The 23,299-nt window shown below is 64.4% G+C and carries 28 protein-coding genes; 14 read left to right on the top strand and 14 right to left on the bottom strand.

Features of this window, described 5'->3' with window-relative positions:
• Positions 1 to 501: hypothetical protein (locus HW554_RS03605; protein WP_176906980.1), on the bottom strand; the 501-nt coding region annotated here is incomplete at its 3' end.
• 456 nt (positions 502 to 957) lie between these two features.
• Between HW554_RS03605 and HW554_RS03600 the strand changes: the two genes are divergently transcribed.
• The 6 genes from HW554_RS03600 (at position 958) to HW554_RS03575 (ending at position 7,356) form a co-directional block, all read left to right on the top strand.
• Positions 958 to 3,750 (top strand): sensor histidine kinase, encoded by a 2,793-nt coding sequence (locus HW554_RS03600; RefSeq protein WP_176906979.1) that lies wholly within the window; start codon positions 958 to 960, stop codon positions 3,748 to 3,750.
• A 2-nt stretch (positions 3,751 to 3,752) separates the two neighbouring features.
• Entirely contained in the window at positions 3,753 to 4,400 is a 648-nt protein-coding gene (locus tag HW554_RS03595; RefSeq protein ID WP_176906978.1) for a response regulator, read from the top strand.
• A gap of 345 nt (positions 4,401 to 4,745) precedes the next feature.
• Positions 4,746 to 5,024 (top strand): hypothetical protein, encoded by a 279-nt coding sequence (locus HW554_RS03590; protein ID WP_176906977.1) that lies wholly within the window; start codon positions 4,746 to 4,748, stop codon positions 5,022 to 5,024.
• A gap of 68 nt (positions 5,025 to 5,092) precedes the next feature.
• Positions 5,093 to 6,157, top strand: a complete 1,065-nt coding sequence (locus tag HW554_RS03585) for a chemotaxis protein CheB (RefSeq protein WP_176906976.1) — start codon at positions 5,093 to 5,095, stop codon at positions 6,155 to 6,157.
• Positions 6,158 to 6,279: 122 nt separating this feature from the next.
• Complete coding sequence (locus tag HW554_RS03580) at positions 6,280 to 6,810, top strand: RNA polymerase sigma factor (protein ID WP_176906975.1); 531 nt, start codon at positions 6,280 to 6,282, stop codon at positions 6,808 to 6,810.
• Between the two features lie 132 nt (positions 6,811 to 6,942).
• Positions 6,943 to 7,356 carry a hypothetical protein gene (locus tag HW554_RS03575; RefSeq protein WP_176906974.1) on the top strand — a complete coding sequence of 138 codons (414 nt, stop codon included), beginning with the start codon at positions 6,943 to 6,945 and terminating at the stop codon, positions 7,354 to 7,356.
• 305 nt (positions 7,357 to 7,661) lie between these two features.
• On the opposite strand, the gene HW554_RS03570 is transcribed toward HW554_RS03575, so the two are convergent.
• Entirely contained in the window at positions 7,662 to 8,255 is a 594-nt protein-coding gene (locus tag HW554_RS03570; RefSeq protein WP_246285086.1) for a phosphatase PAP2 family protein, read from the bottom strand.
• 108 nt (positions 8,256 to 8,363) lie between these two features.
• On the opposite strand from HW554_RS03570, the gene HW554_RS03565 reads away from it, so the two are divergent.
• A complete protein-coding gene (locus tag HW554_RS03565; protein WP_176906973.1) occupies positions 8,364 to 9,194 on the top strand; it encodes an IS5 family transposase in 831 nt (276 codons plus the stop codon).
• A 13-nt stretch (positions 9,195 to 9,207) separates the two neighbouring features.
• Here HW554_RS03565 and HW554_RS03560 read toward each other — a convergent pair whose 3' ends face one another.
• The 5 genes from HW554_RS03560 to HW554_RS03540 form a co-directional block, all read right to left on the bottom strand.
• On the bottom strand, positions 9,208 to 9,927 hold the full coding sequence (locus tag HW554_RS03560) for an efflux RND transporter periplasmic adaptor subunit (protein WP_176906972.1): 720 nt from the start codon (positions 9,925 to 9,927) through the stop codon (positions 9,208 to 9,210).
• Between the two features lie 63 nt (positions 9,928 to 9,990).
• Positions 9,991 to 11,199 (bottom strand): chromate efflux transporter, encoded by a 1,209-nt coding sequence (gene chrA / locus HW554_RS03555; RefSeq protein WP_176906971.1) that lies wholly within the window; start codon positions 11,197 to 11,199, stop codon positions 9,991 to 9,993.
• The gene (locus HW554_RS03550; protein ID WP_176906970.1) at positions 11,192 to 11,629 is read right to left on the bottom strand and encodes a DoxX family protein; all 438 of its coding nucleotides are present in this window, start codon (positions 11,627 to 11,629) and stop codon (positions 11,192 to 11,194) included. The genes chrA and HW554_RS03550 overlap by 8 nt, the downstream gene beginning before the upstream one ends.
• Positions 11,630 to 11,637: 8 nt before the next feature.
• Entirely contained in the window at positions 11,638 to 12,405 is a 768-nt protein-coding gene (locus tag HW554_RS03545) for a hemerythrin domain-containing protein (RefSeq protein ID WP_176906969.1), read from the bottom strand.
• A gap of 127 nt (positions 12,406 to 12,532) precedes the next feature.
• On the bottom strand, positions 12,533 to 13,351 hold the full coding sequence (locus HW554_RS03540) for a helix-turn-helix transcriptional regulator (RefSeq protein WP_176906968.1): 819 nt from the start codon (positions 13,349 to 13,351) through the stop codon (positions 12,533 to 12,535).
• Positions 13,352 to 13,889: 538 nt separating this feature from the next.
• On the opposite strand from HW554_RS03540, the gene HW554_RS03535 reads away from it, so the two are divergent.
• The 3 genes from HW554_RS03535 to HW554_RS03530 all read left to right on the top strand — a co-directional run bounded on the left by HW554_RS03535 (position 13,890) and on the right by HW554_RS03530 (position 17,073).
• Complete coding sequence (locus tag HW554_RS03535) at positions 13,890 to 16,400, top strand: PAS domain-containing sensor histidine kinase (protein ID WP_176906967.1); 2,511 nt, start codon at positions 13,890 to 13,892, stop codon at positions 16,398 to 16,400.
• Positions 16,401 to 16,419: 19 nt separating this feature from the next.
• A complete protein-coding gene (locus HW554_RS20810) occupies positions 16,420 to 16,548 on the top strand; it encodes a hypothetical protein (protein WP_262889872.1) in 129 nt (42 codons plus the stop codon).
• A 102-nt stretch (positions 16,549 to 16,650) separates the two neighbouring features.
• On the top strand, positions 16,651 to 17,073 hold the full coding sequence (locus HW554_RS03530) for a response regulator (RefSeq protein WP_176906966.1): 423 nt from the start codon (positions 16,651 to 16,653) through the stop codon (positions 17,071 to 17,073).
• Positions 17,074 to 17,253: 180 nt separating this feature from the next.
• On the opposite strand, the gene HW554_RS03525 is transcribed toward HW554_RS03530, so the two are convergent.
• The 7 genes from HW554_RS03525 to HW554_RS03495 form a co-directional block, all read right to left on the bottom strand.
• Complete coding sequence (locus HW554_RS03525; RefSeq protein ID WP_176906965.1) at positions 17,254 to 17,475, bottom strand: hypothetical protein; 222 nt, start codon at positions 17,473 to 17,475, stop codon at positions 17,254 to 17,256.
• Positions 17,476 to 17,733: 258 nt separating this feature from the next.
• Positions 17,734 to 18,420 (bottom strand): PD-(D/E)XK nuclease-like domain-containing protein, encoded by a 687-nt coding sequence (locus tag HW554_RS03520; protein ID WP_176906964.1) that lies wholly within the window; start codon positions 18,418 to 18,420, stop codon positions 17,734 to 17,736.
• Positions 18,421 to 18,510: 90 nt separating this feature from the next.
• Positions 18,511 to 19,224, bottom strand: coding sequence for a hypothetical protein (locus HW554_RS03515; protein WP_176906963.1), 714 nt, complete (start codon positions 19,222 to 19,224; stop codon positions 18,511 to 18,513).
• A 66-nt stretch (positions 19,225 to 19,290) separates the two neighbouring features.
• Entirely contained in the window at positions 19,291 to 19,605 is a 315-nt protein-coding gene (locus tag HW554_RS03510; RefSeq protein WP_176906962.1) for a DUF3846 domain-containing protein, read from the bottom strand.
• A 48-nt stretch (positions 19,606 to 19,653) separates the two neighbouring features.
• Positions 19,654 to 19,833, bottom strand: a complete 180-nt coding sequence (locus HW554_RS03505) for a SymE family type I addiction module toxin (protein ID WP_176906961.1) — start codon at positions 19,831 to 19,833, stop codon at positions 19,654 to 19,656.
• 7 nt (positions 19,834 to 19,840) lie between these two features.
• Entirely contained in the window at positions 19,841 to 20,065 is a 225-nt protein-coding gene (locus HW554_RS03500) for a hypothetical protein (protein WP_176906960.1), read from the bottom strand.
• Positions 20,058 to 20,414, bottom strand: coding sequence for a hypothetical protein (locus HW554_RS03495; RefSeq protein WP_176906959.1), 357 nt, complete (start codon positions 20,412 to 20,414; stop codon positions 20,058 to 20,060). The genes HW554_RS03500 and HW554_RS03495 overlap by 8 nt, the downstream gene beginning before the upstream one ends.
• Positions 20,415 to 20,598: 184 nt before the next feature.
• On the opposite strand from HW554_RS03495, the gene HW554_RS03490 reads away from it, so the two are divergent.
• The 4 genes from HW554_RS03490 to HW554_RS03475 all read left to right on the top strand — a co-directional run bounded on the left by HW554_RS03490 (position 20,599) and on the right by HW554_RS03475 (position 23,286).
• Positions 20,599 to 21,003, top strand: a complete 405-nt coding sequence (locus tag HW554_RS03490; protein WP_246285084.1) for an SLOG family protein — start codon at positions 20,599 to 20,601, stop codon at positions 21,001 to 21,003.
• Positions 21,004 to 22,014: 1,011 nt separating this feature from the next.
• Positions 22,015 to 22,533, top strand: coding sequence for a M15 family metallopeptidase (locus tag HW554_RS03485; RefSeq protein WP_176906958.1), 519 nt, complete (start codon positions 22,015 to 22,017; stop codon positions 22,531 to 22,533).
• Positions 22,526 to 22,972 carry a hypothetical protein gene (locus HW554_RS03480; protein WP_176906957.1) on the top strand — a complete coding sequence of 149 codons (447 nt, stop codon included), beginning with the start codon at positions 22,526 to 22,528 and terminating at the stop codon, positions 22,970 to 22,972. Before HW554_RS03485 ends, HW554_RS03480 begins: the two co-directional genes overlap by 8 nt.
• A gap of 32 nt (positions 22,973 to 23,004) precedes the next feature.
• Positions 23,005 to 23,286, top strand: coding sequence for a hypothetical protein (locus HW554_RS03475; protein ID WP_176906956.1), 282 nt, complete (start codon positions 23,005 to 23,007; stop codon positions 23,284 to 23,286).
• The last annotated feature ends 13 nt before the right edge of the window (positions 23,287 to 23,299 follow it).

Raw genomic sequence — 23,299 nt, 5'->3', positions numbered from 1 at the left:
GCGGGCCGACGTCCAGTGGATGAGCTGACCTTCGAAGACCGGGCCGTAGTGGTCCTGAAACCAGTTAAGCAGCATATCCGCGTTGGGGAATCCATCGTGATAGGCCAGCCGCTCTAACTCGACCCCGAGAATGGGGCGCGCGTCGATGAATAGATGCTGGCCGTCGAGAATACGGAGGTGCTGGGTGCTGCTTACTACCGCGTCGGGGCGAAACGTTCGGCCGGTGGCCTGGTCCTCGTTCAGGCAGAAGCTAATGAGCTGGCCGGCCTGCCAGCGGTAGCCCCGGCGGATGGTGTGCATTTTGGTGCCGGCCTGGATTGAGGGGACAAATGCGGAGTCGAAACCTAGTATCATAGTGGTAGGTGCTGGTGGCCGCCCTGGGTGCTGGGGCACTAGCGGGTAGCTTTGGCCGCCCGCAGCGCTGTTGGAGGAGGAATTGAGCGGGCCGCCGGTAGCAGTGTGGAGCAGCAGCAGCAGCAGCAGCAGCAGCAACCTGCGCACATCCTCGGGACACCCAGAATCTACGTAGTGTCCGCAGTGTCTTTCCGGTAGTGTCCGCAGTGCATTGCGTCTTTCACAGCCAGACTTTTGTAAAAGCGCATTCCCGCGTTTCATTTCAGTCGCTCTATGGCATACGATACCCGCTTTGGCCCTAGTGCCCAAACCCCGGCTCAGCGTGCGGCAGTGTTAGAGTTGATGCTGACCTTCCTACCCCGCTTGAAAACAAAGGCCCCGCCGGCGGCCCAGCAGTTTTATGAGCGCTACGTGGCCGGTGAACTGAGTTGGGGACAAATGCGCCAGGCCCTGGACGCCGCCTGACAGGTCGATACGGAGGAGTTGGAATACCCGAACCCCATTCGTCCGGTGCTGCTCTTAACCACGCTTATTCAAAACGAGGGCTTTTGCGTATGCCTTTGGAACTGAACACCAGCGGCTCGCTTTGGCCAACTCTCGTGCATGCGCAAAAATAAATCCGAGGTTCCCAGGCCCACGGAACCACCTCTTTCCCAAGTACCTGTCGGCAACACCACGGGAAGCGGGACCGATGCGGAATCCCTGCTGCAGGCCCTGCCCTGGGGCGTGGTGGTGCTGGATGCGCACGGCACGCTGCTGCGCCTTAACCAGCAGGCGGCCCGCTGGTGGGGCGTTCCGCAACAGGAGCTGCAAGGCGCGAGGCTAGCGCAAGCGCCCCCCGGCACGCTGCCCGCCGACCTGCTCCGAGCCCTGGTAGAAGTGACGAGCAGCCACCCCGCGCAGACCTCCCAGGAGTTTTTTCTGCCCCACCACCAGCAATGGATTACCATGGCCAGTGCCCGGCAGGCTACCGACTGGGTGGTATACTGGCAGGATATCACGGCGCAGAAGCAGGCGCAACCGCAGTATAAGGCCCAACAAACTGCTACTGATACCCTGCTCCGGCGCACCGAGGCCATGGCCCGCACCGAGGCGCTGCAGGCTGAGCTGCCGGCCGGGCGCGCGCAGCAGCTGCGGGCGCGGGAGCGGGAAATCTTCTACCAGATGTTTGAGCAAACCCCGGCCGTGATTGCCTTGCTGCGGGGGCCGGAGCACCGCATTGAATTATACAACGACGCCTTCCAGCGGCTATATCCAGGCCGGGGGGAGCTGCGCGGCCGCCCCATGGGCGAAGTGGCACCAGAGGCAGCCAGCCAGGGCTTCGTAGACCTACTCGATGGCGTGTACCACACGGGCAAGACGTTCTCCGGCACGGAGGTGCCGTTGCTGATGGCGCAGCCCGGCGGCCAGCCCCCCAAACTCCACTACTTCAACTTCACTTACCAGCGCTTCGAGGAGAACGGTCAGCCCGCCGGTATCTCCGTATTTGCCTACGACGTGGCCGAGCAGGTGCTGGCCCGCCGGGAGCTTGAAACCCAGCGGCAGCGGCAGCAGGAGCTTTTTGAGCAGGCCCCCGTGGCCATGGGCGTGTTTGCCGGCCCCGACTACGTGGTACAAGTCTGCAACCCGAAACTGGAAGCCATCTGGGGGCGGGCGGCGGCCGAGGTGCTGGGGCGGCCCCTGTTCGAGGCGCTGCCCGAAATCCGCGACCAGGACTTCCGGGAGCTGCTGGATGGCGTGCGAGCCACCGGCAAGCCCTACGTGGCCCACGGAATGTCCGCCCGGATACTGCACCACGGCAAATTAACCACGGTGTACCTCGATTTCGTGTACCATCCGCTGCGCGATGCCCAGGGCACCATCACGGCCGTGGCTGCCGTGGCCACCGACGTGAGCGCCCGGGAGGGAGTGGAAGCGCAGCTGCTGGCGTTCAATGCCGGGCTGGAGCAGCAGGTGGCCGAGCGCACCCAGGCCCTGGGCGAAAGCCAGGCCCGGCTGCAGTCCGTGTTCGATGCCGTGACCACCATCGTGGTGCTGATGCGGGCCGTGCGCGATGAGCAGGGCGGCATCCTGGATTTTGAGTTCCTTTTGGTCAATCCGGCAACTCAGGCCTACTACCTGGGCCAGACCGTCATCGGCCAGCGCTTCAGCGAGCTGAACCCCGGCATCCGGCGCACACCCGTTTTCGCGCGGCTCGTGGCGGTGGTCGAAACCGGCCAGCGGGCTGATTTTGAGGTGCAAGATGACCACGAAGGGCTCAACAGCTGGTTTCGGCTGGTGGGGGTGAAAATCGGCGACGGGCTGCTTTACACCGCCGAAGACATCACACCCCGCAAGCTGCTGGAGCAGGCCCAGACCAAGAGCTTCGCCCTGCTGCAACAGTCGGAAGCGGTAGCCGCGATGGGCAGCTGGGACTACGACCTGGGCACCCAGGAGCTGACCTGGTCCGACGGCCTCTACCAGCTCTTCGGCCGGCCCGTAGGCAGCCCCGTCCAGCTCCAGGTCTTTCTCGACGCCGTAGTGGACGACGACCGGCCCGCCGCCGCCCGCCTGCTGCGCACCCTGGCCGCCGGCAGCAGCCGCTTCGATGCCCCCCTGCGCCTGCGGGTGGGCGAGCAGGTGAAGACCGTACGCTTTAAAGCCGTGCCCATCCCCGACGTGCCGGGCGAGGCGGAGCGGGTGCTGGGCGTGTGCCTGGACGTGAGCGACGTGCAGCGCCTGGAAGAAGAAAACCTGGCCCTGAAGCTGGACCGGCACAAGGAGTTGCTGATGGCCATTCTGCAGGCGCAGGAAGACGAACGCCGCCGCCTGGGCGAGGTGCTCCACAACGGCCTGGGCCAGGTGCTCTACGCCACCAAGCTGCGCCTCGACCAGCTGGACACGCCTGCCCTGCACGCGCTGCCCGCCCTGGCCGGCCTGCACCAGCAAACCGCCAGTCTGCTGGCCGAAGCCATGCGCCAGAACCGCACGCTGGCCCACGAGCTGGTGCCCACCTCGCTCATAGACTTTGGCCTCGCGGCTGCCGTGCGCGACGTCTGCCGCGATTTATCGACGCCGCAGCTGCGCATCGACTGCCACACCCTGGGCGAGGAGCCCGCGCTGCCGCAGCCCGTGCAGGTTACCCTCTTTCGGCTGGCCCAGGAGCTGGCCCTCAACATCGTGCGGCACGCCGGGGCCACGGACGCCCTGCTGGAGCTGGAAACCCTGCCCGGCGGCGTCAGCCTGCGGGCTGAGGACAACGGCCACGGATTCGACCCGCAGACCGTGGCCGAAGGCCTGGGCCTGCGCACCGTGCGCAACGCCGTGGCCCTGCTCGGCGGCACCGTGGCCGTGGATTCCTCGCCCGAATTCGGCACCCACGTCCGCCTGCGCATTCCGCTCCCCTTATTCTCCTAGCCATGATCCGCGTTTTTATCGTCGACGACCACATCCTTATCCGCGACGGCCTGCGTACGCTGCTCGCTGCCGACCCGCTGTTTGAGGTGGTGGGCGAAGCGGGCAACGGCCAGGAACTGCTCGACCAGCTGCCTACCGTGCCCACCGACGTGGTGCTGCTGGACCTGAACATGCCCGTGCTCGATGGGCTGGCCACCACCCACCGCCTGCGGGAAGAGTACCCGGACCTGCGCATTCTGCTGCTCTCGATGCTGACCCACGAGCGCACCATTGGGGAGGCGCTGGCGGCGGGGGCCCACGGCTACGTGCTCAAGAACGCCGATAAGTACGAGGTGGTCGCCGCGCTGCAGGGCGTAGCATCGGGCAAGCGTTTTTTATGCTCGGAAATAGGCCTGGGGTTGTTGGAAAAAATATTGCTTCAGGAGCCCCGCAACCCGGCCTCGAACCCTGGCGTGGCCCTCACGCACCGGGAGCGGGAGATTCTAGTGCTGGTGGCCGATGGGCTCACGAATCAGGAAATTGCGGACCAGCTCTTCACCAGCCGGCGGACCGTTGAGTCGCACCGCCAAAGCCTGCTGGAAAAAACCGGCGCCCGCAACACCCCGGCCCTGGTGAAGTATGCCATGGAGTGGGGCCTGCTCCAGCCCTGACGGAGCCACCGGCCGCCGCCGCTCCCCAGACGCCCCGGATTCCAGGAAAACGGATGACGTCCCTGTATTTATACAGAACGCCATTGGGCGTCTACCTTGGCTAATCCGGTTGGATTGCGGGAAAATGGACGGCGTCCCCGTATTTATACGGGGTCGAAATCAGGTATCTACCTTGACGAATCCGGTAGCTATGCGGAGATAAGTGGGTTTGGGAAAGCCGTCCTTTGTACAGGTGCCTGAAAGCCTTGTTTCAATTGACAGGCACCGCTGCGTCGGCGAATGGCCACGCCATTTCAGTGGTTCACCCAATGCGCTCCTTTTATGGAAGTCCCCGTTTCTGCTTCGATGGCCTCTCCCGCTACCGCCGTGCCGTTAGCGCCCGTTCACCTGGCCGACTTAACGGCCAAACAACTGGCGGGCCTGCTGGCCGCCCCGCCCGCGCAGCTAGCCGTTGATTGTCGCTGGCTGCCCGCGCCGCATCCGCTGGGGGTGGGCCGCTTCGTGTCGCAGTTGCTGGCGCTGCGAAGCCGGGGCACGCGCATCCATTTAGCGCAGGTCCATCCCGTGCTGGCGCGCTGCCTGCACCAGCTGGCCCTTAGTCGGGTGTTCCACCTCCAGGAATAAGGGCTACCCGCAAGTACCCATCTCCGATAAGCTGGGCCCAGCCCGTGCTGCCCTGACGTAAAAAACCCATGACCACCTCAACGTCCGTCAAAAGCCCGAAGCCCTACCGGGACATCGTCGTTATCGGGGCTTCCGCCGGCGGGGTGGCGGCCCTGATGGCCCTCGTCCAAACGCTGCCCGCTGATTTCCCAGCGCCCATCTTCGTGGTGCAGCACGTCGCGGCCGACTCTCCCAGCGTGCTGCCGCAGCTGCTCAATTCGGTGTCGGCCCTTGCCGTCCGCCAGCCGCAGGATGGGGAAACCGTGGCGGCGGGCGTCATTTACGTGGCCCCGCCCGACCACCATCTGCTACTCGAAGGTACCCGGGTACTGGTGACCCGGGGCCCGAAGGAGAATCGGTTCCGGCCCTCCATCGACGCGCTGTTTCGCTCGGCGGCCTACACCTACGGCCCCCGCGTGATTGGCGTGGTACTCACCGGCTACCTCGACGACGGCACGTCCGGGCTGTGGAGCGTGCAGCGCATGGGCGGGCTGGCCCTCGTGCAGGACCCCCACGATGCCGAGCAGCCGTCGATGCCTACCAATGCGCTCGAATTCGTCGCGGCCGATTACGTAGTACCCCTGGCCGAAATGGGGCCGTTGCTGGTGCGCCTCACCCAGGAGCGGGCCCCCGCCAAAACCCACCTGCCCGCCACCGAGCTGGACCTGCTCCAAATCGAGCTAACCATTGCCAAGCAGGGCGGGGGCTTCGAGCTGGGCATCATCGAGAAGGGCAAGCTGACGCCCTTCACCTGCCCCGACTGCCATGGCGCCCTGACCCAGCTCATCGAGGGCAAGCTGATTCGCTACCGCTGCCACACCGGCCACGCTTACACCGTCAGCGCGCTGCTGAGCGAAGTTACCGAGTCGGTCGAAAGCATGCTCTACCAGTCGATGCGGGGGCTGGAAGAGACCAAAATGCTGCTCCACAACCTGGGTATGCACTTCGTGGAGAACGGGCAGGATGAAGTGGCCCACCTGTTCTTTCGCAAAGCCGACGAAACCGGCCAGCAGGCCCGCGTCGTGCACGACTCCATTTTGAAGCACGAATCGCTTAGCGGCGATTTGCAGTTTGAGCGCAACAAGTTCGTCTAAGTCCGGGAGGATGACCAGCCATAGCCCACGGATTACTACCTATTCTCTTTATTTCGCCACCCCTGATGGATGGCTATTGCTTCCTATCCGCAGCATGATTTTCCACCAATTACCCTGCCCTGATGCTACTTTCTGAACAGGAACTGGTGCAGCGCTTAGTGAACCGGGAGGCGCGGGCCATGACGGTATTTTACCAGCAGTTCGGCCGGGCGTTGCACGCCGCGGTGTGGCGCGTGGTGCGTAACCAGCAGTGCGCCGAGGATGTGTTACAGGAAAGCCTGGTCAAAGTCTGGGTGTCGATTGGCTCGTATGACCCGGCGCAAAGCCGGCTGCTCACCTGGGCCGCTACTATTTGCCGCAACGCCGCGATTGACTATGTGCGCACCGGCCGCCACCGCGCGCAACTGCGCACGGCCACGCTGGAGGATACCTCGGGCTGGCAATTCGTGGCCCCGCCCGATTTCAGGCCCGAGCACATCGGCGTACGGGAACTGCTAGTGGGGCTCCGCTATGAGCACCGGCGCGTGCTGGATTTGCTTTACCTGCGTGGCTACACCCAACTAGAAGCCGCTGAGGAATTGCAGGTGCCCCTGGGTACGGTCAAAACCTGGTCGCTTGGTGCCCGGCACCAACTGGCGCGACTCCCGCTCTAATGGGACTTGCGCAAAAGGGTGGCCTCAAGGTCCGGTTCAGCGGGGCAAACCTTCCGGTAGGAGCCTCCGCCTTTTACCCTGGGCGAGACGACCGAATAATCCAAACCCAGTAAGTGGGATTTTCAACGAGCTATGAAGCGACTAACTAATTATTTGGAGTGCCTGCACCGCCCCGAGACGGGCACTATGGTGTGCCGGTGGTTGCGCGAAACAACCCCAGCCGAAATGCGGACGAGTTACGAGTATTTGTTTGCCGAGGCCCAGGAATTCGGTTCCCGGCTCTGGCTACTCGATATTCGGCGGCGCAACAATGAAGACCCGGAAACGGCCCAGTGGCTTATGGACGAGTATATGCCCCGGCTGGCCGCTCATTTAGGAGGACCCACCTTTCTGGCGTACCTGCTCTCGCCCGCGCATCTGGTGCGCGTGGACGATGACGCCATTGACATAGTGCACGTTGCCCAGTTACAGCGGTCGGTACACGTTGCCCTATTCATTGAGGAAGGTAAAGCGAACGAATGGCTGGTGCGGCAAGCCGGCAAATAGGGGCCGACGACCGGCCGGCCAACACGGAAAAATATCATAGTCAGGTAGCCGGGGCGGTAGGGATAAAAACCACCTGAAATCCCAAAGCGGGCGCCTAAGTCATCCGAGATGAAATGCCTTTTCTCAGGAACCAAGCGGGAAAACAGCCGCTCGCGACCTTGTCCAAAATCCTGTTGGCCCTAGCCCGAAAAATAGCCTAATCAACGTGGCATTTTGGTTCAGGCGGCGCTGGTATGGGAAGCCAGCGGCCGGCACTGTTCCCGCCTAACACTAGCCAAAATGGTGCGTAACATCAGTGGTTAAGACTAGCGGCCGTGGGGTAGATATCTGGTAGCGGCATACGTATACCCCCGAGCCACGCCCCAGGCCAGCAACCCGCCGAGCACCGCGCCGGCCAGCACGTCGGAGGGAAAATGGGCCCCCAGGTACACCCGGCTGTAGGAGACGAGCAAGGCCCAGAGCCCGATGCCCACTTTCGCCAGCCAGAACCGGCGCGGCAGCACCAGGCCCAGGAACACGGCTACGGCCGTGGTATTGGCCGCGTGCGAGGACATAAACCCAAATTGCCCGCCGCAGCCGTTGACCAGGTTGAGCGTAGCCGACAGGTCCGGGTCGTGGCAGGGCCGCAAACGCGAGAAGTAAGGCTTAAACAAGCTGCTGGATACAAAATCAGCCAGCCCCACGCTCACCAGCAGCAGGGGAATGAGTAGCAAGGCCCGGCGCCGGTAGTGGTAGCTAAGCGCGGCCAGCAGCACCACGTAGGCTGGAATCCAGACGAAGCGGTCGGTAAAAAAGACCATCACCGCGTCCCAGCCGGGAGTATGGATACCGTTGGCCCACACCAGCAGGGAGCGGTCCAGGCCGCTAACAACGTCGAGCAGAGAAGTAAGAAAAGTCAACAGGCTACTATAAGAAGCTGTTTAGGAAGTGGTCAGGCGGGCTAAAATAGAAAAGACTCCCACGGCAGCGCGAAATTTGAGGTGCAACCCATCTCCTTTCGCTCCTTCATGGAAGTCTTGTCCAAAGATATCATTACAACCTGGATTCTACCACATTTGCCCCTTAGCTCGCACGGCCGTCGGCGGTTGGCCCAGCCGCAGGAAGTGGTCGGGGCCATTTTGTACAAACTCAAAACCGGTTGCCAGTGGCGCTGGCTGCCCGTGCAACAACTGCTGCCAACCCAGCGCCTAAGCTGGCAGGGCGTGTACTATTATTTCAACGAATGGCGCAAGCAAGGAGCCTGGAAACAGCTTTGGCTAAGCGTGCTACGGCAGCATCGCCGTGCCCTGGACCTGTCCAGCATCCAACTCGATGGCAGCCACACACCGGCTAAAAACGGGGGAGCCGCCATCGGCTATCAGGGCCGTAAAGCGGCCCGTACCACCAATGCCCTGTTTCTGGCCGACAACACGGGCCAGCCGCTGGCCGTGTCTACTCCGCAAGCGGGTAACCACCACGATACGTTTTGCCTCGAACTGGTCTTTGCCGAACTCTGCGAACTACTCAAACAAGCCCAGTTGCGGCTGGCCGGGCTCTTTCTCAATGCCGACAAAGCCTTCGACGTCAAAAGCTTGCGCCAGCAATGTGCCGAACGAGCGATAGAGGTCAATATTCCGCGCAATCGGCGTGCAACAGACTGGCAGACCGACGACGATACCCCATTGGATCCCGAATTGTACCGCCGACGGCTCGTTATTGAGCAGATGAACGCGTGGCTTGATGGCTTCAAGACCCTGCTCGTGCGTTACGAAACCTGTCTGGAAAACTGGCTTGCCTTTCACTGGCTGGCTTTTGTCGTGCTACTGTTGCGTAAAATTGCCCCACCACCGACTTCCTAAACAGCTTCTAAAATTAAGGAGTGGGCTCTGCCACCTTGGCTACCACTTTCGTGCCGGGCTTCAGCTCCTCGGTGGCGCGGACCAGCAGCGTGTCGCCGGCCTGCACGGCCCCGAAGATTTCCACCTGCTCGGGGTAGCTGGTGCCCTTGGCGGCATCCACCCACTCCACGAGGCCGTTTTTTACCCGAATCACGAAGCTCTTTTCCAGCGTGGTCGTAATGGCCGCGAACGGCACGTAAAACGAGTCGCGGGCCCGGGCGAGCGGTAGCTTGGCCGTGGCGAACATGCCCGGCTTGAGCCTGCCGTCGGGGTTGGGCACGTCGAACTCCCAGGTTTCGGTGCGGGTGGCCGCGCTCAGGCTGGCCGCCTGCCGGGCCAGGGTGGCCGGGAAGGGCTGGCCGGGAAAAGCCTTGGCGGTGAACTCAATGCCCTTTTGCGCCACGTCCTTGCCGGTGGCGGCTTCGGGTACGGCCACGCGCAGGCGCAGGCGGCGGATTTGCTCCACCACCAGCAGCGGCGGGCCGGCCGCGTTGCCCACCAGGGTCCCCACGTCGGCGTTGCGCTGGCTGATGATGCCGTCGAAGGGCGCGCGCAGGGTCAGGTAGTTTTCCAGGTCGCGCAGGCTGGCCACCAGGGCGCGGGCGGCGGCGTAGCCGGCCGCGTCGGCCTGGGCCATGGCGCGGTGGCCGCCGGCAAGCAGCAGCAGGCCCAACAGGAAAGAAAACAACCGCATAGGCACGTTGGGGAAAAAGTCAGGAAGCAGGAAGCGAGAGGTAACGAAAAAGGCAAGTCAGAGTCAGAGCAGGCCGGCTTGTTGCAGCCCGTAGCCCAGCGCAGCCCCGCCCAGCACCAGCCAGGCCGAGTTGACCTTATAGCGCAGCAGCAGCACCGCGCTGACCAGCGCCAGCGTCACGGTGGGCAGGTCCAGCAGGGCGGTGCGGGCCAGCGTGAGCGACACGGCCGCCATCAAAGCCCAGGAGGCCGCATTCAATCCGTCGAGGAAGGCCCCGGCCAGCGGCGACTGGCGCAGCTGGGCCACCAGCTTAATGCTCAGCCCCACGAAAGCAAACGCGGGCAGGAAAATGCCTACCGTAGCCACCAGCGCCCCGCGCCACCCTTGCAGCACGTAGCCCACGAAGGTGGCAGTCGTGAACACCGGCCCTGGCGTTACCTGCCCCACCACCACGGCGTCGAGCAATTGGCCTTGCGTGAGCCAGTGGAAGCGCTGCACCAAATCGGCATCGAGGAAGGCCAGCAGCACGTAGCCGCTGCCGTAGAGCACCGAGCCGATTTTAACGAAGGCCAGCCCCAGCGGCAGCAGCCCCAGCGGGGCCGCCGCCCCGGTCGGCGTCGTGCCCGCCCCCAGGCTCACGAGCAGCGGCAGCAGCGCCAGCGCTGCCACCGCGCCCACCAGCTTCAGCAGGGCCGGCGGCACTTGCCGGTGCGCCAGCGTGGGCCAGCGCAGCGCGCCGGTAGCCAGGCCCGCCGCGAAAAGCAGCAGCAGCTCGTTCACGCCCAGCAAACCCAGCCCGAGGGCCACCCCGGCCACCAGCCGCAGCGGCCAGGTGCTCAGGGCCGATTTGCCCAGGCTCCAGAGTGCCTGCGCCACCACGGCCACTATCACGGGCTTCACGCCGTAGAGCACGCCCGTGAGGGCCGGCAGCGTGCCGAAGCGCACGTAGGCCCAGGCAAAGGCCATAACCAGCAGCATGGCCGGCACGATAAAGCAGGTGCCGGCCACCAGCAGCCCCTTCCAGCCGCGCCGCTCGTAGCCGATGTGAATGGCCAGCTCGGTGGAGTTTGGGCCGGGGATGAGGTTAGCCGCACTCAGCAAGTCCAGAAACTGCTGCTGGGTGAGCCAGCCGCGGCGGCGCACCACCTCTTCTTCCATTAGGGCTACGTGGGCGGCCGGGCCGCCAAAGGCCGTGGAGCCCAGGCGCAGGAAGAGCCCGGCCAGCTCGCGCAGCGAAGTTGGGGCGGAGGTGGGGGAAGCCGGCTCAGTCATACCTGCCGCCTGCAAGCCGCTCATCCACCGACCATTTGCCGCCCCCTTTCATCAGCAGAAACGCGCTGCCTAGCAGCATGGCCCAGTCGGTGCGGCTGTCGTGCAGCATGCCCCAGAAGCCTTTATCGGCCAGCAGCTCCACCTTGGTGCTGGCGATGGCCGTGAGCATAATCAGCAGCAGCGGCCCACTAGCCAGGCGCGTAAACAGCCCCAGCAGCACCAGCAGTCCACACACGATTTCAAACGTGCCGACGAATGCCCCCAGGAACTCCGGCAGGGGCAAGCCGATTTTAGCGAAGCGGCCCGCGCCCCGCTCGGCGGGAAACAGGAATTTTTGTATGCCCTCGGACAGGAAGACCACGCCCACGGCGAGGCGAATCAGCAGGATGGCGGGGTCGGGCGGGGTGGCGAGCAGGGAACGAAAACGCATCGGTAATCTTAAATGATAGGGGTGTACTGATTTAAGTCCCAGGTGCCGAGCTTCTTTTCCAGGTCCGTCACCTTGCTCAGGTACAGCTCGAAGCCGCCCTGCCCGAATTTCTGGTGCTCAATCTTCTCGAATTCCTCGCCCATCGAGTCGTATTCGTGGCGCGATACCAACTGGTGCAGGGCGGGGTACAACTCCGTGTCCTCGCGGGCCTCGTGGGGCGTGTACATGCGGTAGAACTGCCGCATATCGGCCACGACCTGCTGCTGCGCGGCCTTTGAGAGCCGGGGCGCTTTCAGGGCCAGCAGCATGCGGCTGGTGAGGATGCGCCCCCGGTCGTGCTGCACTTGCAGGGTGTTGACCAGCTCGGTCATCTTGCCCGCTTTGAGAAAGCGGGCAAACAGGTGCTGCTCCTCGATGCGCTCGTGGTAGTCTTCCACGAACTCGCGGATGATGCCGGCCGATTGCGCGGCCACGTCGCGGTCCAGCTCCTGGCCGCCGGTCACCCGGTCGGCCATCGTGTCGTACATTATCAGCACGCGCTTGAGCAGGCCGTGCTCGCGCATCAGGTCCTCGTTGGCGGATACGTCTTCGCCGCCCTCTTTTTCGTCGCTGGCTTTCCCCGGCTCCTGCGCCGCTGCGCCGGCCGTCTGGCCGGCGTTGTCAGCGCAGCCGAGCAGGCTCAGCGAGGAGCCGGCAACGGCGGCCCCGAGCAGCAGCCCGCTTTGGGTAATAAACTGGCGGCGGTCGGCCCCGGCGGGCCCGGCAGAATCGTTCATGGCGCTTGCTTTAGTAGGCACGGGCCGCCGGAAACACTTTCCAGGCCCAGGTTTGGCCTAATAAACGGTACAATTAGCCCGGTTGTTTACGCGCTTTCTGGTACTATTGTGCCTATTTAGGGTAAAATCAGGAAATGCTTTGCCGGTACTCGCCGGGCGACTGCCCGGACTGTTTCCGGTAAAACTTACTGAAGTACGACGGGTCATCAAAACCCAGGTCGCCGGCAATCTGCGCCACGGTGTTCGCGGTGAACAGCAGCTGGCGCTTGGCTTCGCGCACCAGACGCCGGGCAATAACCTGGCTGGCCGGCTGGCCCAGGGCTTGCTGACACTGCAGATTCAGGTACCGGGCAGTAATGTGCAGCTGGTCAGCATACTGCTTCACCAGGTGCTGACGCCGGTAGTTTTCGTCCACGCACTGCTTGTAAGCCTGTACCAGGGGGGGCAGCGGCCGGCTGCGGACTTGGGGGTTGGGTTGCCCCCGCCAGAGCTGCACCAGCAGCAGGTGCAGGTACGCGGCCAGCGCCGCGGCAACGTGGGGCGCGTCGGGCTGCTGGTACTCGCGCTCCATCAACTCCCACACGGCCCCCGCCTCGGTGGCCGGGGCCAGCGTCAGGGTGGCGGGCAGCTCGTCCAGGGCCACCGGGGCCGGGTGTTGCTCCAGGAATTCTTCCTTCACCATGAGCACGTAGCCACGGGGGATTTCGCTCAGCTCCCAGTGGTGCACCTGCCCCGGACAAATCAGGTAGTAGGTATGCGGCACCACCGGGTAGCGCTGGAAGTCGATGTAGTGCCAGCCCGCGCCCTCGGTCAGATAAATCAGCTCGTAGTAACGCTTGTGGCCGTGCGGACGGGTGGTTTTGATGACCTCCTTCATGCGCGTCAGGCGCACGGCCAGGCCGGGCAGAAACTTGTCTTTGACGGGAATAGCTGGCGGGTGGGGCATGGACAGAAAACTGTTAGCAATACCGGAAGATACAGCGTTCCTCAACTAGCACGGATTATGCCCCGTCCTTAGTAGTCGTTTTCCTGAACCCACTGACATGATAGTAAACATGTCACTTACTCCCTGCGGGAATTGCTGTTCCTGCTATTCTGCTACCCCTTTTACTGGTAACCGGCTACGGTGCCAGGTTCGGCTATTGAGCTTCGTGGGGCGGGGCAGTAGCGCCGGCCAGTTGCTGCTGGCGCGCCAGCAAGTCGGCTGGCTGGTCATGTAGGAATTGGTCCGGAAGCCGCCCGGCCGGGTGGCTCCCGGTGGCCCAGCCGCGGAGTCGGCAGCGTACCGATTCGCTCGATTCCGGTCGTTGCGCAAGCTGCGCCGTACAGTATAGCACCGGGTTCCGCGTGGACGTCCGCCCGGCCTGCTTCCTGCCCTGGAGGCCCTTCCACCGCCCCAGCGCGGCCGTCGGCTTTTTATCCCGCCCGCAGATGCTGCCACTGCTCTCCTGGCCCCGTTTTCTTTCGCGCTTTTGGCGCGCCCTATGGATTTTTCTTCTCTCCCCGTCGCGGGGAATCCGCTCGGACTACCGGCCGACGACGAATTGGTGTGCGCCGGGCTCGACCTGTCGCCCGCGGCCCTACTGCTCTGCCGCCCCGTTTTCGGGCCAGACGACCAGCTGCTTGATTTTGCCCTCGACTACCTGAACGCCGCGGCCCAGCGCCAGCTGGCGCTGCCGGCGCGGCCCGGCGGCACCGTGCGCACCCACTTGCCCGAGGCCCAGGCGGCCGGCATGGTGGCGTTTTGCCAGCGGGTATTCGAAGCCGGCATAGCGGGCCAGGCCCAGGCCAACACTGCGGCCGAAGGGTCCGAAACGTACGGCCCATTAGCGGCCCGCCGTAGCGGGGCTCAGCTGGTGGTGAGCCTGCCCGACGCGGCAGTTGAGGGCCACCGCGCTACGCAGGAAGCCCTGCGGGCCAGCCAGGCCCGCGAAACCGACGCCCTGGCCGAAGCCCTGCGCCAGCGACTGCGGCTGCTGGCCGTGTTTGAAGAAGCGCCCGGCCTCATTGCCCGGCTCTCGGGCCCCGACCACGTTATCGAGCTGGCCAACGACGCTTTCCGCCAGGCCTTCGGCGGGCGCGAGCTGGTGGGCCGGCCCTACCGCGAGGCCGCTCCCGAGCTGGCCGACCAGTTCTTTTTCGACTGGCTCGACACGGTGTACCGCACCGGCGAAACCTTTCACGGCAACGAGGTGCGGGCTGAGCTGGACCGCACCAATACGGGCCAGCTCGAACCTTCTTACTACAATTTCACCTACCAGGCCACCCGCGACGCGGCGGGGGCCGTGGCCGGGGTGCTGGTGTTTGCCTATGATGTGAGCGAGCAGGTGCGCGCCCGCCAGCAGCTGGAGCAGCTCAACCAGGAGCTGGAAACCCGCGTGGCCGAGCGCACCCGCACCGCAGTGGCCGCTCAGGCCGAAGTGCTGGCCGCCGCCCGCCGCCAAGTGGAGGCCCGCGAGTCGTTCTACCAGGTATTCGAACAAACCCCGGCCCTGATTGCGCTGTTGCGCGAGCCCAACCACCGCATCGAGTACTGCAACCCGGCCTTCGGGCGGCTGTTTCCCGGTCCCGATTTGGTAGGTCGCCTCCTGAACGAGGTGGCTCCGGAACTGGTGACCTCGGGTTTTATTGGCCGGCTCGACCACGTGTACAGCCAGGGCAATACCGGCGTGGACTACGCCGTACCGTTCGTGGGGGCCGCCCCGGGCAATGGGGCCCCGCAAACAACCTACTTCACCTTCACCTACCAGGCCTACAAGGAAAGCGGGCGCACGGCAGGCGTCTCCGTGTTTGCCTACGACGTAACTGCGCAGGTGCTGGCCCGCCAGGCCCGCGAGCAGCAGCAGCAGCAGCTGGAGGACCTGTTTATGCAGGCCCCGGCCCCCATCGTTATCCTTGACGGGCCCGACCTGGTGTTCCAGCTGGTGAACCCGGCCTACCAGCAAATCTTCCCCGGCCGCGAGCTGGTGGGCAAGCCCCTGCTCGAGGCCCTGCCCGAACTGGTGGGCACGGTCATTCCTGACCTGTTCGCGCAGGTTTATGACACCGGGGAGCCTTATGTAGCCCAGGAAATGCCATTGCTGATGGCCCGCCACGAAGATGGCCCGCTGGAAGAAATCTACTGGACGTTCTCCTACCAGGCCCGCCGCGACGAGCACGGAGCCGTGGACGGGGTGCGCGTGTTCGCCAACGAGGTAACCGAGCCGGTACGGGCCCGGCAGCTGGCCCTGGCCAATACCCGCCAGGCCCAGGCCCTGGCCCAGGAACTGACGGCCGCCAACCAGCAGCTGAGCCGCGCCAATGCCGACCTCGACGCCTTCGCCTACACCGCCGCGCACGATTTGCGCGGCCCCGTCGACAACCTCGACGGCCTGCTCGTGGCCCTGCAAGAACAATTGCCGCCCGCCGTGCGCACCAATCCGGACGTACGGCCCCTGCTCGACCTTATACAGGGGGCGCTGGCCCGTTTCAGCCGGACCCTGGACCAGCTCACCGATGTGATTCGGGAGCAGGCCGCGCCCGAGCAGCCCGCCGAAGCAGTAGAACTGGCCGCTTTGGTGGAGGACGTGCGGCTGGACCTGGGCCCGTTGCTGAGCACTGGCACCCCGCGGCTGCTGGTGGATGTGGCCGGCTGCCCCCGCCTCACGTTTGCCCCGCGCAACCTGCGCAGCATCGTCTACAACCTGCTCAGCAACGCCCTCAAGTACCGCGACCTGTCCCGTGAGCCGGTGGTACACATTCGCTGCCGCACTCTGGGAGCTACAATCGTACTCGAAGTGGCCGATAACGGTTTGGGCCTGAGTGAATCGCAGCAAGGCCGGCTGTTCGGGCTCTTTGAGCGCATGCACAACCACGTCGAGGGCTCGGGCCTCGGCTTGTACACCGTCAAGAAAATCGTGGAAAATGCCGGCGGCACCATTGCCGTGCAGAGCCAGCCCGGCGTGGGCACCACCTTCACCATCACGCTGCCCGGCTCCGACCCGGTGCAGCTATAAACCTTCCTTAGTCCTGCTTATGTCCCATTATGCTTTCCGGCGCAAAGCCGTTGGCCTGGCCTTCACCAAAAACACCCCGCTGGCCCCGCACCTTTACCAAAAACAGCTGGTGGCCTGCTTAGAACAGCCGTTACCCACCGCGTTTTAGCAGCCGGTTTCTGCTGCTTACACTGTATTTTTGTGAGCCACCGGGTAGCCCGAAATCTTTCGGAACCCTGGCTTTGTTGCTGACTGAAAGCTCCTCTGTAACATGATAAAACTATCCAGCGTCCTATTGGTCGACGACGACCCGGCCACCAACCACCTCAACGAACGGCTGCTGAAAGACCTCGGCGTAGCCGACCAGTATCTGTCGGCCAACGACGGCGAGCAGGCCTTCGCGGTCCTTAAGGAGTTGAGCGCTAACGCCAACCCCAGCAGCCCCGTACTGGTGCTGCTCGACGTGAAGATGCCCGGCATGGACGGCATGGCATTCGTGGAAGCCTACCAGCAGCTGCCCCCGGCCCAAAAACAGGCTGTGGTCATCGTAATGCACACCGCGTCGATGAGCTCGCACGACCTGGGCCTCATCGAAGCGCTGCCCATTGCCGGGCTCGTGAGCAAGCCCCTCACCCGAGACAAAGTTGACCTCATCCTCAAGCTGCATTATCAGCGCCAGTTTTTGGTGAGCTAAGCGCGTGCGGGGTCATTGCGGCCTAGCATCTTACAGTTTGAGTACTAAGCAAAACGCCCACCCGGGGCAAGCTCTAGGTGGGCGTTTTTGTGGACGGTAACTGAGGAGGACGGCGCGTAACGGGTAGGGCTGAGCCAGGGCTAAGCTACGGGCGAGCTACGGGTGAGCCCCGGCGGGCAGCTACGCGGACCTGGGGTTGATGGAGGCCGATGGACCGTTGAGGGCGCGGGAAACTTCGGCCTCGTCGAGGCCGGTAAGGCGGCAGAAGTCCTGCATCGATACCAGCGCCCCGGCCGGCTTGCCGGCGGCCTGACGGGCGCGGCGCACGAGCCGCTTGGCGGCGTCGTAGCTGCGGCCGGTGAGCTGGGCCACGTCTTTCGGGTAAATGCAGATGCGAGGCATAGGGGTGGCTGGCGCTGGTACCGAACAGCAGTAGCGATACCGGATAAGCCAGCGCGAACCAGAAAACCTCGAAAAAGCTGCGCATGCGCTCAAAGGGAAAAATAGCCGGCGACCTTGCCTGGTGGAAATCCCGCGGGCAGGACTGTTTTGGCGGCTATTGAGCAGACAATATACCCCTTTTCTTTACCGCCGAAAGGGCTCCGGAGCCAGTCGGAGAATAGCAGCACGGCCGGAAAGCTATTCAGTTTTCTGCTTTACTCACGCGACCAGTTTAAGCGGCTGCTCGGCCGCACACCGAAGCAGCTTGCCATACTTCTTGCGGCCCTGCTCCATTTGGGGAGGCGTCAGCTCGTGAACCCATACGGCGGGCTGCTGACCCTTTGGGGCGCGTTTCTGCACGGCAATCAGGACGACCCGCTGGGCGCCTAGTACATCAGCGTAGAACGCGCCCTGCTGGTCGTAGCTGTACTTCTCGACGGTGGTCAGGAACTGGGCCAGGTCGCGGCAGCTGGTGGTTTTGAAGTCTACGACCGTGCGGCGCTGGCGTTTGGGGCTGTCGATGAGCAGGTCGGGGCGCACTTTGACGAGCAGGCCGGTGGGCTGGTGGGTGGCGGTGAAAGTCTGCTCGGCCTGGCCGCGGCTGGTGTAGATAACGTGGCGCGGGTAGCGGCGGCGGCGCACGGCGGCGGCCAGCTGCCCGGCCTGCTTCCATTGCAATTCACCTTTGCCCAACGGCAGTAGCGCCCCTACCTGCTGGTACTTGTCGGGCTCCAGAATGGCGCTGTGAAAGTGGGTGCCGAACAGCAACGCTTCCTGGTTGAAAAATCGGGGCTGGCCCAGCAGCTCGGCGGCCAAGTTGCTGAGGTCCGAGTTGCTAACGGCGTTTAGGCCGCGGTACTCGGCCTGGCTGGTGTTGGGGTGGTGATGTTGTAGGTTCTGAAACATGGTTGGGGGGACTGGGCCTGGTTGTATTGTTGGGAATGCGGGTAGGAGCTGATGGCCCCCGCTGCTCGGTGCTGACGGGGGCCATAGAGGCTACTTGGTGTCGGCCGATTCCAGCCGGTCCTGCTCGGGTTCGGCGGTGCTAAGCTGCGCCTGCGGCTCGGTGTGGTAACCTGCTGGGAGCCGGTAGCCCTGCACGATGCGGGTATCAGCGGTGCCGGTGAGGGTTTCCTCGCGGTATAGGTCGTGGTCCTCGACAAATTCCTGGAGGGCCTGCACTTCGGCCGGGTCGGCGGCCTCATAGCTGAAATCCGCGATGTAGTAGGTGGCGGGCTTGTCGTCCTTTACCGTCTGCTTTTTGATGGGCGTAACGGTGAGCATTACTTCGGTCAGTTTCAGGTCGTCGTAAAACAGCTCGGCGTTCAGCTTCTGCAGGTTCTCGACGCTGTAACCGTGAAACAGGACCGCGCAAATGTGGCCGGCTGGGTCAGCGAAGTACATCTCGGCCCAGGTCTTGCGGCCCATGTTGAGAATGTTGTCGGTGAAAATGCGGAGGGCGGCGGGAATGAAGCTAAGCGTCTTTCCGATGGGCGTTACGCCGTTCACGTTGAAGTTTCCGGCTTTCAGGTCGGCCCGAATCTGCTTGGGCTGGCCGGGCAGGTAGCGGTACCGGCTGGTTTCGGTTACCTCGCCGCTGTCCTCGTCCACGGTGGCCGTGAGGTAGGCCCGGGAGGCAGTGAGGGTATCAGCCGCAACGGGGGCGGCTGGGGCGGCCTTAACGGCGGCGGATTTGGTGGTGGTGGCCATGATGGCGGGGGTTGGGGTTGGTTGTGGGGCCCCTTGTCGGCGGGGCCCCTGGGCCGTTATTGATGGTTATTTGAATTGCTTGTCGTGGCAGAGCAGGGCGCGGCCGACGATGGAATCCTGGCCACGAGCGGCGGGCTGGTACTGGTACCAGAGGTAGGTGGCCAGCAGGTTGAGGTAGGCGGGGTTGCGGAACTTGCCTTCCTCGTCTGTTATCAGAATCAGGTCTTTGCTGAGGCGCACGACTTCGACGGTCTGGCAATCGAGGAGCCGGTAGAGTTCGGCCAGCTTGAAGCTGCGGCCGTTCTCGGGGCTGACGGGTTGGGGGTCGGCGCTGGCGGGGTCGAGCAGCTGGGGCTGGTAAGTAGTAGCGGTGGCGGGCATGAGGCGGGGGTTTGTGGCCCGCGCCGCCGTGGGGGCGCGGGCCGGTGGTTACTGGACTACTGCGGGGGTGATGATGAGGCGGCCAGCCTGGACCTCGACCTGGGCGACGGTGCCGGGCTGGAAGCCAGCGGCCTGGAGCCAATGGCCGGAAAGCATGATTTTGGCGGTGGCCACGAAGCCCCAGCGGCGGGCCCGATTGCGGTACTCTATCTTGAGTCTGCGTGTCATGGCGGGGCTATTTGGAAGGCTTGGCAGAGGTTGCCGCAAGGGCGGTGCAGGCGGTGAGCAGCGGGCCGAACTTTGCCATGAGGTCGGGCGGCAGCAAGGGCGCGACGGCTAGTTCTTCGAGGCGGGCGGTGCAGGCGGCGAGGCGCTGCTGGGGGCTGAGGCCCTGCAAGCTGGCGGCCCAGGTGCCGGCCCCAACTGGGGCCGGCGCTACGGGGGTGGGCGAGCTACACATGGGCGAGGCGGCGGGCTATGCGGTGGCGGCGGGCCCGCCAGGCGAAGCTGACGCGGATGGACGGCAGGCCACAAAGGGCGGCAGCGGTGCGGGCAATGGCGCGGTGGGCCTTATGGCGCGAAACCGGCACCCCGGCGGCGGCGGCGGCGGCCACGGCAGTAGCAACGGCCTCGAAAGGGCACTGGGCGTTACCGTAGTACATGGCCCCGCCGAGGTGGTAGCTGATGCTGAAACCGTGCGCCGAGTTGCCGCAAGTGGCTACGTAGTGGGTTGCGCTGACGCTGATGCTTGCGGCGGGCCCGGACCAGGCGGCGGCGGCAAGCTGGGAAAACTGCTGAGCGGTGAACATACCTGTAGATGTTAGGTGTGTGGTGCGCTGCAGTGCGGGCCGGGCCCAACACGCGCCGCGGGCGCATAGCGGCGGGGGCCTCTCCCCCTTTGCTTATACAATAATACGGAAAACAGTAATAATAAGCAAAGAAAACAGTAGATATTTTATTACATAATTACGGAAATATGTAGTATATTTAGGTATGGGAAATATGCAAAAAGTGGTGGGTGTAGTAGGGAGCCGCGCCCTGACCGAGTGCCCGGCCCTGCTGGCTCGCCTGGATGCGCTGCACGCGGCCGGCCAGGTGGCGGCGGTGGTAAGTGGGGGCGCCGCGGGAGTAGATGCGCTGGCCGCCCGCTGGGCCATGCGCAACCTGGTGCCGCTGACCGAGTACCGGCCCGACTACGCCGCCCACGGCCGGGCCGCGCCGCTGGTGCGCAACGGGCTACTGGTGGCCGCGGCTGGCCTGGTGCTGGTGTGCTGGGACGGCGTGAGTACCGGCACCCTGGACAGTGCCCGGAAGGCGGCCCGGCTGGGGGTACGGTTGGAATGGCTAGCGGCCCCGGCCCCCAGTGCGGCCCCGGTAGCGGGCGGCCTGGGCCTGTAGCGCCGGGGCTGGTTGATGATAAGCGCCCGAAACCGGCCCGCTACGCGATGCCAGCCCCCTACCTGCCCCAATGCTGCCGGCCTGCCCGAGCGTGGCCCCTGCCGCCCCGCTGACGCTGTGGCGGGGTGCCTGACCGGCGGACGACAGAACACTTTGAAAGCTTCGGCCGGGGGGGGGGGCGGCCTTGAGGCCCCCGGTGCGCGGCGAAGCCCGCACACTATCCGCGAAGCGGGCCTTGAACCAGGATGCTGGGCGAAGCCTGAGCATGATAGCGCCGCCAAGAATCGGCAGGCGGCTGGGGGGCTGGGGGTGCCGGGGCCGCGGGCGGCGCGGGGCCTGCGGCTGGAAGCACCGGCGCAACCCCGGGGGCCGAATGACTACAGGGGAGCCGCTGTTGCCGCTTCTAGCCGCTGTGGGGTCGGGGTGGGTGGGTGCGGCCGCCGACGCCCGCTTGGGAGGTGGCGACTGGAAGGCGCCGGCGACCCTGCGAATTGGCGGAGGAAGCCGGTGCGGGGGGCTGGCGTCAGGGCCTGCTGCGTGCTAAAGCCGGCCGACTGTAGGGAGGCGGGCGGTGGGTTCGTGTCGGGGGGCTGGTGGCCTCATCTGGCGTCCCTTTAGGGAAGCGGCCGGCGCCGGTAGCAATAGAGTCGGCATGAGGTGTGGGGAGAGGCTGGGCGACCAACGGGAGGCGGGCCAGGGTGGTGGGTTTGGGTAGCGGAAGGTGGGGGCCTTTTTTTGGGCCCTGGCCTGGAGCGGGGAACGGTTCGTATCGGGTCGGGGCCCCTGAATCGGGGGGATGCGCTAGTGATGGGAAGGGCCCTAACCAAAGGGAGGGGGTGCGCAGCACGGAAGCGAAGCGGACCCCTGGACAGCACGGGCCGAAGGCAGCGCCCGACAGAAAATAATCATACTGCGGCCGCTGCTGCCTGAGCTTGTTGATATTACGTTATAGTGTAAATTACGCCTACCCATGAGGTTTGCGTACACTTAACTGCATATCTGCGCTGTTTTATGCCTTCCACTACTGCTTCTTCTCTCTCTCGTCAGGCTCCGGTGTTGAATTCCCGGCAGGCGACCATTCAGGCGCTACGGCTGGCGCAGGCGGCTGAGCACCTGGCGGCGGCTTATTCGCAGGCCCTGAGCCGCTGGCTCGGGGACCCGGTACTACGGCTGGCGGGTCGGCCTTTTATTACGGAGTGCTACCGGAGTGCGGAGCGGCAAAACGAGCTGTACGCGCAGGGTCGGAGCAAGCCGGGGCCCATCGTGACCTACAAGCGGGGCGGCGAATCGAATCACAACTTCGGGCCGCCTACGCCGGCTATGGACGTGGCCTTTCTGCTGGCCGATGGGTCGGTGTCGTGGTCGGGGCTGCTGCTGAGCAAGTTTGCCCGGCTGATGCAGTACGCAGATGCGCGGGTGCGCTGGGGCGGCGACTGGAACGGCAACGGGCGCAGTGATGATGAGCAATTCCTGGACCGGCCGCACTTCGAGGTGCCGACCGCGCAGAAAGGAGGGCCGGGCCGTGAATAGTGTATTCGAGCACTGGGGCGTGATTACGTCGGTGGTGGTGGGGGCCGTGTCGGTGCTGCTGTATTTCGTGAAGAACTGGCGGGCGGTGGAGGAACTGAAAGCTACCTGCGTGGCCAACCAGCAGAAGGCCGACGCGCTGGCCGTGCGGGTGGACGACTACCATGTGTCGGCGGTGGCGCGGGAGGAAAAGCTGCGGCTGGAGATGGGTAAGCAGGCGGAAGCCATCCGCACGGAGGCCCTGCAGCAGCGCACGGAGCTGCGTCGGGAGATGGTGGAGCTGGTAATGAAGCTGGGCGAGAAGCTGGCCAACATCGACAAGACCATGGCCCTGGTGGAGGAGCGCACGAAAGTGCTCACGGACTTCACCAAGGACCAGCAGAAGCGCAATGAGTGGGCCGACCGAATACTGGCCCGGCTTGACAATAACGGGCCGGTATAGGCTCTATTTCTCACCTTCTTTCCCTTACTACCATGTCGAACAAACTCAGTATTACCGACCGGCTGACGTTGCCTACGCCCCGGTTCTTTCGCAAAATCCGGTCGGTTTCGGTAGCCATCGGAGCCGTGGGCGCTATTCTGGTGGCGGCGCCGGCGCTGCTGCCCGCGGCCCTGGTTACGCTGGGGAGCTATCTGGTGCTGGCTGGTAGTATCGGGGCGGCCGTGTCGAGTACGGCGGTGAAGCCGGGGGAGCAGGCCCAGGAGGCCCAGGACCGTAAAGAGCTAATGGGCGGGTCGTCGGCCGAGTCGTTGTAGGGGACGTGGTGCC

The sequence above is a fragment of the Hymenobacter lapidiphilus genome (assembly GCF_013377885.1).
Classification (GTDB): Bacteria; Bacteroidota; Bacteroidia; order Cytophagales; family Hymenobacteraceae; genus Hymenobacter; species Hymenobacter lapidiphilus.
This window is presented reverse-complemented; position numbering and strand designations above follow the sequence as displayed.

Excerpts from the sequence above, each read along its gene's own strand:
- HW554_RS03540 (WP_176906968.1), bottom strand. The coding sequence starts at position 13,351 with ATGCCCCACCCGCCAGCTATTCCCGTCAAAGACAAGTTTCTGCCCGGC.
- HW554_RS03550 (WP_176906970.1), bottom strand. The coding sequence starts at position 11,629 with ATGCGTTTTCGTTCCCTGCTCGCCACCCCGCCCGACCCCGCCATCCTG.
- HW554_RS03530 (WP_176906966.1), top strand. The coding sequence starts at position 16,651 with ATGATAAAACTATCCAGCGTCCTATTGGTCGACGACGACCCGGCCACC.
- HW554_RS03490 (WP_246285084.1), top strand. The coding sequence starts at position 20,599 with ATGGGAAATATGCAAAAAGTGGTGGGTGTAGTAGGGAGCCGCGCCCTG.
- HW554_RS03510 (WP_176906962.1), bottom strand. The coding sequence starts at position 19,605 with ATGCCCGCCACCGCTACTACTTACCAGCCCCAGCTGCTCGACCCCGCC.
- HW554_RS03600 (WP_176906979.1), top strand. The coding sequence starts at position 958 with ATGCGCAAAAATAAATCCGAGGTTCCCAGGCCCACGGAACCACCTCTT.
- HW554_RS03500 (WP_176906960.1), bottom strand. The coding sequence starts at position 20,065 with ATGTGTAGCTCGCCCACCCCCGTAGCGCCGGCCCCAGTTGGGGCCGGC.
- HW554_RS03575 (WP_176906974.1), top strand. The coding sequence starts at position 6,943 with ATGAAGCGACTAACTAATTATTTGGAGTGCCTGCACCGCCCCGAGACG.
- HW554_RS03590 (WP_176906977.1), top strand. The coding sequence starts at position 4,746 with ATGGCCTCTCCCGCTACCGCCGTGCCGTTAGCGCCCGTTCACCTGGCC.
- HW554_RS03475 (WP_176906956.1), top strand. The coding sequence starts at position 23,005 with ATGTCGAACAAACTCAGTATTACCGACCGGCTGACGTTGCCTACGCCC.
- HW554_RS03585 (WP_176906976.1), top strand. The coding sequence starts at position 5,093 with ATGACCACCTCAACGTCCGTCAAAAGCCCGAAGCCCTACCGGGACATC.
- HW554_RS03565 (WP_176906973.1), top strand. The coding sequence starts at position 8,364 with ATGGAAGTCTTGTCCAAAGATATCATTACAACCTGGATTCTACCACAT.
- chrA (WP_176906971.1), bottom strand. The coding sequence starts at position 11,199 with ATGACTGAGCCGGCTTCCCCCACCTCCGCCCCAACTTCGCTGCGCGAG.
- HW554_RS03535 (WP_176906967.1), top strand. The coding sequence starts at position 13,890 with ATGGATTTTTCTTCTCTCCCCGTCGCGGGGAATCCGCTCGGACTACCG.
- HW554_RS03545 (WP_176906969.1), bottom strand. The coding sequence starts at position 12,405 with ATGAACGATTCTGCCGGGCCCGCCGGGGCCGACCGCCGCCAGTTTATT.
- HW554_RS03520 (WP_176906964.1), bottom strand. The coding sequence starts at position 18,420 with ATGTTTCAGAACCTACAACATCACCACCCCAACACCAGCCAGGCCGAG.
- HW554_RS03525 (WP_176906965.1), bottom strand. The coding sequence starts at position 17,475 with ATGCCTCGCATCTGCATTTACCCGAAAGACGTGGCCCAGCTCACCGGC.
- HW554_RS03505 (WP_176906961.1), bottom strand. The coding sequence starts at position 19,833 with ATGACACGCAGACTCAAGATAGAGTACCGCAATCGGGCCCGCCGCTGG.
- HW554_RS03580 (WP_176906975.1), top strand. The coding sequence starts at position 6,280 with ATGCTACTTTCTGAACAGGAACTGGTGCAGCGCTTAGTGAACCGGGAG.
- HW554_RS03485 (WP_176906958.1), top strand. The coding sequence starts at position 22,015 with ATGCCTTCCACTACTGCTTCTTCTCTCTCTCGTCAGGCTCCGGTGTTG.
- HW554_RS03495 (WP_176906959.1), bottom strand. The coding sequence starts at position 20,414 with ATGTTCACCGCTCAGCAGTTTTCCCAGCTTGCCGCCGCCGCCTGGTCC.
- HW554_RS03515 (WP_176906963.1), bottom strand. The coding sequence starts at position 19,224 with ATGGCCACCACCACCAAATCCGCCGCCGTTAAGGCCGCCCCAGCCGCC.
- HW554_RS20810 (WP_262889872.1), top strand. The coding sequence starts at position 16,420 with ATGTCCCATTATGCTTTCCGGCGCAAAGCCGTTGGCCTGGCCTTCACC.
- HW554_RS03595 (WP_176906978.1), top strand. The coding sequence starts at position 3,753 with ATGATCCGCGTTTTTATCGTCGACGACCACATCCTTATCCGCGACGGC.
- HW554_RS03560 (WP_176906972.1), bottom strand. The coding sequence starts at position 9,927 with ATGCGGTTGTTTTCTTTCCTGTTGGGCCTGCTGCTGCTTGCCGGCGGC.